The sequence below is a fragment of the Acidimicrobiia bacterium genome (assembly GCA_009694375.1).
Classification (GTDB): Bacteria; Actinomycetota; Acidimicrobiia; order Acidimicrobiales; family VFJN01; genus VFJN01.
Window position 1 is genome coordinate 66496 of sequence record SHVB01000011.1, and the last position, 8069, is coordinate 74564.

General features: G+C 66.3%; 4 protein-coding genes. 2 read left to right on the top strand and 2 right to left on the bottom strand.

What is annotated here, in order from left to right; all coding sequences use genetic code 11:
• Together EXQ71_08410 and valS are read right to left on the bottom strand one after the other, a co-directional pair.
• Complete coding sequence (locus EXQ71_08410; protein ID MSO87529.1) at positions 1-2370, bottom strand: amino acid permease; 2370 nt, start codon at positions 2368-2370, stop codon at positions 1-3.
• Positions 2371-2524: 154 nt separating this feature from the next.
• Entirely contained in the window at positions 2525-5056 is a 2532-nt protein-coding gene (gene valS, locus EXQ71_08415) for a valine--tRNA ligase (GenBank protein ID MSO87530.1), read from the bottom strand.
• Between valS and EXQ71_08420 the strand changes: the two genes are divergently transcribed.
• Both EXQ71_08420 and EXQ71_08425 read left to right on the top strand, forming a co-directional pair.
• The gene (locus tag EXQ71_08420) at positions 5005-6618 is read left to right on the top strand and encodes a cysteine--tRNA ligase (protein ID MSO87531.1); all 1614 of its coding nucleotides are present in this window, start codon (positions 5005-5007) and stop codon (positions 6616-6618) included. The genes valS and EXQ71_08420 overlap by 52 nt on opposite strands.
• Before the next feature lie 114 nt (positions 6619-6732).
• Positions 6733-7950, top strand: a complete 1218-nt coding sequence (locus tag EXQ71_08425; GenBank protein MSO87532.1) for an acyl-CoA dehydrogenase — start codon at positions 6733-6735, stop codon at positions 7948-7950.
• Positions 7951-8069 lie beyond the last annotated feature (119 nt).

Here is an 8069-nt window from a genome sequence, read left to right on the forward strand (position 1 = left end):
CTAGAGCAGTTGGTAACTGGGGTTCATGATGGCGAGGCGGGTCTTGTGCACGCCTACGGTGCCTTCGACGGCCATGGTCGTGCCTATCCCGATACCGGCCAGGCTGCGCCGGCCCAGGAACACCACGGAGATGGCCCCGGTGTGGTCGAGGATGACCAACTCGATTGTGGGGGCATCACCCAACGGGGCCACCCGCATCGATCGGACGCGACCAGAGATCTTCACTCGTTGTCGCCAGTGAGCATCGGTAATCGGGATGCATCCGGGCGCGAGGGTCACGGCGGGGTCGGTGGTGGAGCGGTCGGGAGTTGGCGTCACCACCTGTCGCCCAGAGTCGTCGTGGGTTGGCGGGGTGATCGGGAGATCCAAGGGAGCCGTCTTTCCCGAATCGAGGTGGAACGGCACGGTGGTGACATTGGCATGGGGAAGCCGGGATACCTCTTCGAGGATGGCGTCGGCTGTCTTGTCGTGGAGCACCCGGTGCCAGATTCCCTTGTACTTGCGCTCCGGAAGGAGCACCGACACTTCGGTATCACCGTCGGCCAACTCACGCGCCACGCACTCCACCGTGGCCCGCAGCAGCCGCCGGTCGGGGCACTCCACGATCTCGAGGGGTACGCGCTTCAGGCCGGTGTTTTGCCAGGCCTCGACCAAGTTCTGGGCGGCGGTATCGTCGATGGCGAAGTGCACCACGCGTAGTTCGTCGGGGGTAAGTGTGCGGGCGTACTGGATGGCGCGGGCGGAAGCCATGTCGAGGCGATCGACAAACACGAGCACTACATGGCGCCGCAGGATCGGGGCAGTGGCGGCTGCCGGTACGTCGTGTTCGAGCGACTCCGCCTCCCGTTGGTACTGACGGTTGAGCCGCAACAGGAGAAGTACGAACAGCGGCATGATCACCAACATCACCCAGGCATCAGTGATGCGGGTGACCAGCACGATGAGTACCACGGCAGCGGAGATCAGCGCTCCCACGCCGTTCAGCAGCAGGCTCAGTCGCCAGCCTTGCTCGCGATAACGGAGGTGGTGTCGGGTCATTCCGGCCTGCGAGAGCGTGAAGCCCACGAACACGCCAATGGCATAAAGGGGGATCAGTTTGGTCACCTCGGCCCCGGTGAGGATCACCAGGAGTCCGGCGCTGACCGCCAGCGAAACGATGCCGTTGGAGAACACGAGGCGATGGCCGCGCTTGGTGAGTTGACGGGGGAGGAAACTATCGCTGGCTTGAACACTGGCCAGGCGGGGGAAGTCGGCGAAGCCAGTGTTGGCCGCCAAGACGAGGATGAGCATGGTTGAGGCCTGCAGCAGGTAACCGAGGGCGGGCCCGAACTCGCTGGTGCCGTAGACGGCCTCGCCGATCTGGGCCAGGACCGTGGGGGTGCCGTTCTCGAACGGAATGACCTTGATCTTGCTGGCGAGCATCGAGATCCCGAAGAACATGACCGCGAGACCGGCCCCCATGAGCACCAGCGTCTGGCGGGCGTGCTTCCAGGCGGGCTCCCGGAAGGCGGGCACCCCGTTGGAGATGGCTTCAACGCCGGTGACGGCGGAACCGCCGGAGGCGAAGGCTTTGGCGAGGATGTAAGCGGAGGCTCCGAACCAGAGCCCGGCGCCGGCGCTGGCCTCACCGATGGGGAGACTGCCCTCCGCGGCGGTACCGAGGAGCGGGAGGTCGCCGCTGAGGTACCGTATGAGGCCGAAGATCAGGAGTGCGGCCATGTTCAGCATGAAGAAGTAGGTGGGAGCGGCGAAGACCCTCCCGCTTTCCTTCACGCCCCGCAGGTTGCCGTACATCACGATGGCGATGAACCCGAGCGAGATCGGCACCCGGGCCGGGCTCAGTACCTCGAACGAAGAGACCAGGGCCGCCGTGCCGGCCGACACCGAAACCGAAACCGTCAGGATGTAGCCGATCAGCAGAGCGGCGCCAGCCACCTGGGCGGGCACGATGCCGAAGTTGTCGCGCGTGACGAGGTAGGCACCACCGGCGGACGGGTAGGCCTTGATCGTCTCCCGGTAGGAGAGGATCAAGAGCGCCAGCATCACCAGTAGGGCGAGGGTGATCGGCATGACGAGCGAGAAGGCCAACAACCCGATGGCCGGCACCAGCACGTGGAGGATCTCTTCGGTGGCGTACGCGCTAGAGGAGAGGTTGTCCGACGCGAACACGGCTAGCGCGGTGGGCTTGCCGAGGCGCTGGTGGTCGAGCTCGTTGCTGTTCAGCGGTTGACCGAGCAGTTTGCGCTTGGCGCGGTAGCGAAGGTTGTCGGCGGGGAGCGGGACCCCGCTCATCACGGGTACCGGCTGGGGCGCTGCGACCGTCGCCGGGGCCACGGGGGGGTTGGAGGGGGCGTCGATGCCGGTGGTCATGGGGTGAGGGCCCTCGGTTCGCACCGGGAGGGGGCGGGAAGTGGTGATCGACGGTCAACAGGGTGGGGGTCGACGTCGATTCGCATCGACCGGAAGCCTAGGGGAGCCCGGAGCGGTGTCGGCAATCATCCGCCGACCGTCGGCCGTGCGTGGACTATTCGCTCGTAGCGAGGGTGACCACTACGGCGAAGGCATCGCCGGGGGTGGTGATGAGTTCGGTCACCACCCCCGCCGCGCACAGATCACCGCGGGCTGCCTCCAGCCAGCCGAGCCGCTCGGGGGTGTCGGTGACCACCACTCGCTCTACGGCCGTGCGCATGGATTGCTGGGCTTCAGATTTGGCCCGGCGTAGTTCGGTGAGTACCTCCGCCGCCACCGTGAGCACCGCCGGGTCGCCGCTGGGGCCCGCCAGGGACCGCAGGGCGGCCGATTCGGGCCAGGTCGAACGGTGGATGCTGTGGGTCTGGAACCACGACCACACCTCTTCGGTGACGTAGGGCAGGAACGGGGCGAACAATTTGAGGATGGCCTCGAGGGCCGGGCCGAGGGCGGCGCGTGCCGAACGGGCCCCGTCGTCGTCACGGTAGGCACGGTTCTTCACCAGTTCGAGGTAGTCGTTGCAGAAGGTCCAGAAGTGCGACTCGGTGCGTTCTAGGGCGCGGGCGTAGTCGAACCGGTCGAAGCAGGCCGTGGCGTCGTCGATGAGATCGGCCAGACGCAGGAGCATGGCGCGGTCGAGAGGTTCGGTGACCTCGCCGGTGGCCGCCCCGAAGCTGAGAGCAAACTTTGATGCGTTGAGCAGTTTGATGGCCAACCGCCGACCGATCTTCATCTGGCCTTCGTCGAAACTCATGTCCATGCCGGGGCGACCGTTGGCCGACCAGTAGCGCACGGCGTCGGCACCGTGGCGCTGCAACAGGACCACAGGATCATCGGGCATGTTGCCGGCCGACTTGGACAGTTTCTTGCGGTCCGGGTCCACGATGAATCCCGAGATGGCGGCGTTGGCCCACGGCAGCGTGTTGTGCTCGTAGTGGCTGCGCACCACGGTGGCGAAAAGCCAGGTGCGGATGATCTCGTGAGCCTGGGGGCGCAGGTCCATCGGGAAGGTGCGTTCGAACAGGTCGGGGTCGTCCTCCCAGCCGCACACGATCTGCGGGGTGAGCGAGGAGGTGGCCCAGGTGTCCATGACGTCGGGATCGGCCGCGAAGCCGCCGGACTGGTTGCGCTGGGCCTCCGTGAAGCCGGGGGGAACCGCGGTGGTGGGATCGATGGGCAACGACGCTTCTTCGGCCAGGATGGGGGCGAGGAAGTTGGTGCGGCCATCGGCATCGATGGGGTACCAGACGGGGAAGGGCACGCCGAAGAAGCGTTGGCGGGTGATGTTCCAATCGCCCATGAGCCCATTCACCCAGTTCTCCAAGCGCACCCGCATGAAGTCGGGCCACCAGGTGAGTTCGGCGCCGCGGGCCAGCATCTCCTCCTTCGGCGGGTAACGGATGAACCACTGTTGGCTGGTGACGATCTCCAAGGGGCGGCTGCCGTTTTCCCAGAACTTCACCGAGTGGGTGATGGGGCGGATCTCGCCGTCGATGGCCTCGGCCTCGAGGAGCAGTTCGACGATGCGGGCCTGGGCTTGCTTGGCCGTCTTGCCAGCGAGTTCGTCGTAGGACCGTTGGGCCCCTTCGACGTCTTGGCTCGGCCAGCCCTGGTCACCCCAGGTCACCGGCCGTAACCGACCATCGCGCTGCACGATGGCCCGCACCGGCAGTTCCAACTCACGCCACCAGACCACGTCGGTGGTGTCACCGAAGGTGCAGATCATGGCGATCCCGGTGCCCTTTTCGGGGTCGGCGAGTTCATGAGCGAGGATCGGCACGCTCACCCCAAACAGCGGGGTGACGGCGGATTGACCGAACAATGGCTGGAACCGCTCGTCGTCGGGATGGGCGACCACCGCCACACAGGCCGGCAATAACTCCGGGCGAGTGGTGTCGATGAGGAGCGGACCGTTCGGGCCGGCGAACACGAGCTTGTGGTACGCGCCGGGCAACTCTTTGTCGGTGAGTTCGGCCTGGGCCACCGACGTGCGCATGTCCACATCCCACAGCGTGGGCGACTCGGATCGGTAGGCGAGGTCGCGCTGCACCAGACGCAGGAAGCCCCGCTGGCTGGTGCGCGTGGCCTTGGCCCCCATGGTCGTATAGGTGTGGTCCCAGTCCACCGAGAGACCCACGGTGGCCCAGAGGTCGTGGTACGCCGCCTCAAACTCCGGGACCACCTCTTCGCACAGTTCGATGAAGTTGGGTCGGCTCACGGGAACGGCGCGTGCCTTCGGGTCTACCTTTACCGGGCGGCGGAAGTGGGGGTCGTAGGGGAGGGTGGGGTCCACCATCGTGCCCGTGAGCAGTTGCACCCGGCGCTCCACGTTCAGCCCGTTGTCGTCCCAACCCATCGGATAGAACACCTCTTTGCCGCGCATGCGCTGATAACGGGCGATGAGGTCGGTGTGGGTGTAACTGAACACGTGGCCCGGGTGGAGCGTGCCGCTCACCGTGGGAGGCGGGGTGTCGATCGAGAACACCTCGGCGCGCCCCTTCGTGCGGTCGAAGCGGTAGGTGCCGTCGGCATCCCATTGCTGGCGCCACTTGGCTTCGAGCCCGTCGAGGGACGGCTTGTCGGGGATGGTCGTCACGGGGGCGCAGGATAGTTGCGGGCGCTGGCGCACCACGATTGCCCTTGACGCGGGGTGGCCCCGGGTGGGTTCGGTCGGAGCCGGAGGGGCGCATCGGTCATGATGAGGCGGTGAGCACCATCCGGCCGACTCCCGGTCTCGAGGACCTGCGGCTCTACGACAGCCGGACCCGTCGGGTGCAGCCCTTTGTGCCGCTGGCCCCCCCGCGGGTGGGGATCTACTCGTGCGGCCCCACCGTTTACGCCCCGCAGCACCTGGGCAACATGCGGAGTCAGGTGATCCCGGATCTCCTGCGGCGGGTGGTGACGGCGGCGGGCTATGAGGTCACCTACGTCACCAACATCACCGATGTGGGCCATCTGGTGTCCAACGCCGACGACGGCGATGACAAACTCGAACAAGCCGCTGCCGCTACCGGGCGGTCCGCCGCCGAGATTGCCGCGCACTTTACCGAGCAGTGGGCCACCGATCGTCGCCGGCTCGGTTGCCAAGAGCCCGACATCGTGCCGAGAGCGGCCAGCCACATCCCCGAGCAGATCGCCATGGTGGAGATCCTCCAAGCGCAGGGCCACACCTATGTGGTGGACGACGGCGTGTACTTCGATGTGTCGACTTTCCCCCGCTACGCGGAGTTTGCCGGTCTCGACCTCGACGAGATGACCACGAGCGGCCGCATCGAGCACATCGAGGCCAAGCGCCACCCCGCCGATTTCGCGCTGTGGAAACTCACCCCGCCCGGGATGGTGCGCCAGCAGGAGTGGGACTCGCCCTGGGGACGGGGCTTTCCGGGATGGCACATCGAGTGCTCGGCCATGGCGACGAAGTACCTCGGGGAGCGCTTCGACATCCATACCGGCGGGGTTGATCATCAGCGCGTGCACCACACCAACGAGGTGGCCCAGAGCGAGTGCGTGCTCGACGTGCACCCGTGGGTGGGCACCTGGATGCACAACGAGTTCCTGGACCTCGGCGGGGCCAAGATCTCCAAGTCCAAAGGCGATGTGTTGGTGGTGGACACGATCGTGGAACGCGGTTTGGATCCGTTGGCCTTTCGCTACTTCACCTTCCAGGCCCACTATCGCCAGCAACAGGCCTTTAGTTGGGAGGCCATGGAGGCGGCCAACACGGCTCTGCGGCGTCTCGTGGGCCATGCCGCGGTTGCTCGCGCCGCTGGGGGGACGTCGAACCCGGCGGCGGTCGATCCGTATCGCCGCCGCTTTTGGAGTGCCCTGGCCGATGATCTCAAGGCTCCTCAAGCCCTCGCAGTGGTGTGGGAGGCCGTGCGTGACCCCGGCCTATCCCCGGCCGACACGTGGGCGTTGCTCACCGATGCCGACCGTGCCCTCGGCTTGGGCCTCGCCGATGCCGTGGCGCCCGATGCCGACGAGCAGGGGAGCGATCCCCGGATCGATGGGCTCGTGGCGCAACGCCAGGCGGCCCGGGCGGCGAAGGATTTCGCCACTTCGGACCGTCTGCGCGATGCCCTCTCGGCGGAGGGAATCGAGATTCTCGACACCCCGACGGGAACCACCTGGCGCCGTTCGGGGGGGTGAGAGCGGCGGGGAATCGACGGCGACTTGCGCCAGTCGTCGTTGTTTCGGGTATCGTCAGGAGGGTTGTTACCTAACGGTAACTTGATCCCTTCTCCCTGAGACGAGGTTCTTCCCGTGGCCGAGTTTTCCCTGCAGCTGAACGAGGACCAACTGCAACTGCAGAGTTGGGTCCACGAATTCGCCGACACGGTGTTGCGACCGGCGGGAGAAGAGTGGGACGAGCGCGAAGAGACGCCGTGGCCGATCCTCCAAGAGGCCGCCAAAATCGGCCTGTACGGAATGGACTTCATGGCTCAGGCGCTCATGGGCGACCCCACGGGCCTCACCCTGCCGGTGACCATCGAGGAGCTCTTTTGGGGCGATGCCGGCATCGGGCTGTCGATCTTCGGTTCGGGGCTGGCGGCGGCCGGCATCGCCGGTGCGGGCACGCCCGAGCAGGTCATGGAGTGGGTGCCGCAGTGCTACGGCGACGCCGATGACGTGAAACTTGGCGCCTTTTGCGTGTCTGAGCCCGACGCCGGTTCCGATGTGAGTTCGCTCCGCACCCGGGCCGTCTATGACCAGGCCAGCGATGAGTGGGTGCTCAACGGCACCAAGGCATGGATCACCAACGGCGGCATCGCCAACATCCATGTGGTGGTGGCCTCGGTCGAACCGGAACTCAAGAGCCGGGGCCAGGCCAGCTTCATCATTCCCCCCAACAGCCAGGGCCTCTCGCAGGGCCAGAAGTACAAGAAGCACGGCATCCGCGCCTCGCATACCGCCGAGGTGGTACTGGAGGACGTGCGTGTGCCCGGTGCTTGCCTGCTCGGCGGGAAAGAGAAGCTCGATGCCCGGTTGGACAAGGCCCGTGGTCATCAGCGCACCGGGGAAAAGCAGCCGGCGATGGCTACCTTCGAAAGCACCCGACCGGCGGTGGCGGCGATGGCGGTGGGCATCGCTCGCGCCGCGTATGAGTACTCGCGTGACTACGCCAAGGAGCGCCAGGCGTTCGGTAAGCCGATCATCATGAACCAGGCCATTGCCTTCATGCTGGCCGACATGGCCACCGAGATCGATGCCTCCCGGCTCCTGGTGTGGCGAGCCGCCTGGCTGGCCAACAACGGCGGCTACACCAACGCCGAGGGTTCGATGTGCAAACTCAAGGCCGGTCGCACCGCCACGTGGGTCACCGAGCGCGCCATGCAGATCCTCGGGGGCTACGGCTACGTGCGCGAGTACCCGGTGGAGCGGTTCCATCGCGACGCCAAGATCATGGACATCTTCGAAGGCACCGAGCAGATCCAGCAGCTGGTGATTAGCCGAGCCATCTCCGGAATGCGCATCGAGTAGCGCGGCCTGGGTACCACCGGTGGCGAGGCGGCGGTGCGCTCCTTGGTGGTGGGCTCGGCGTTAGTCCCGTGCTTCGTATTGCACCGCGGCGCGCTCGGCCGAGATGGGGGCGATGTAGT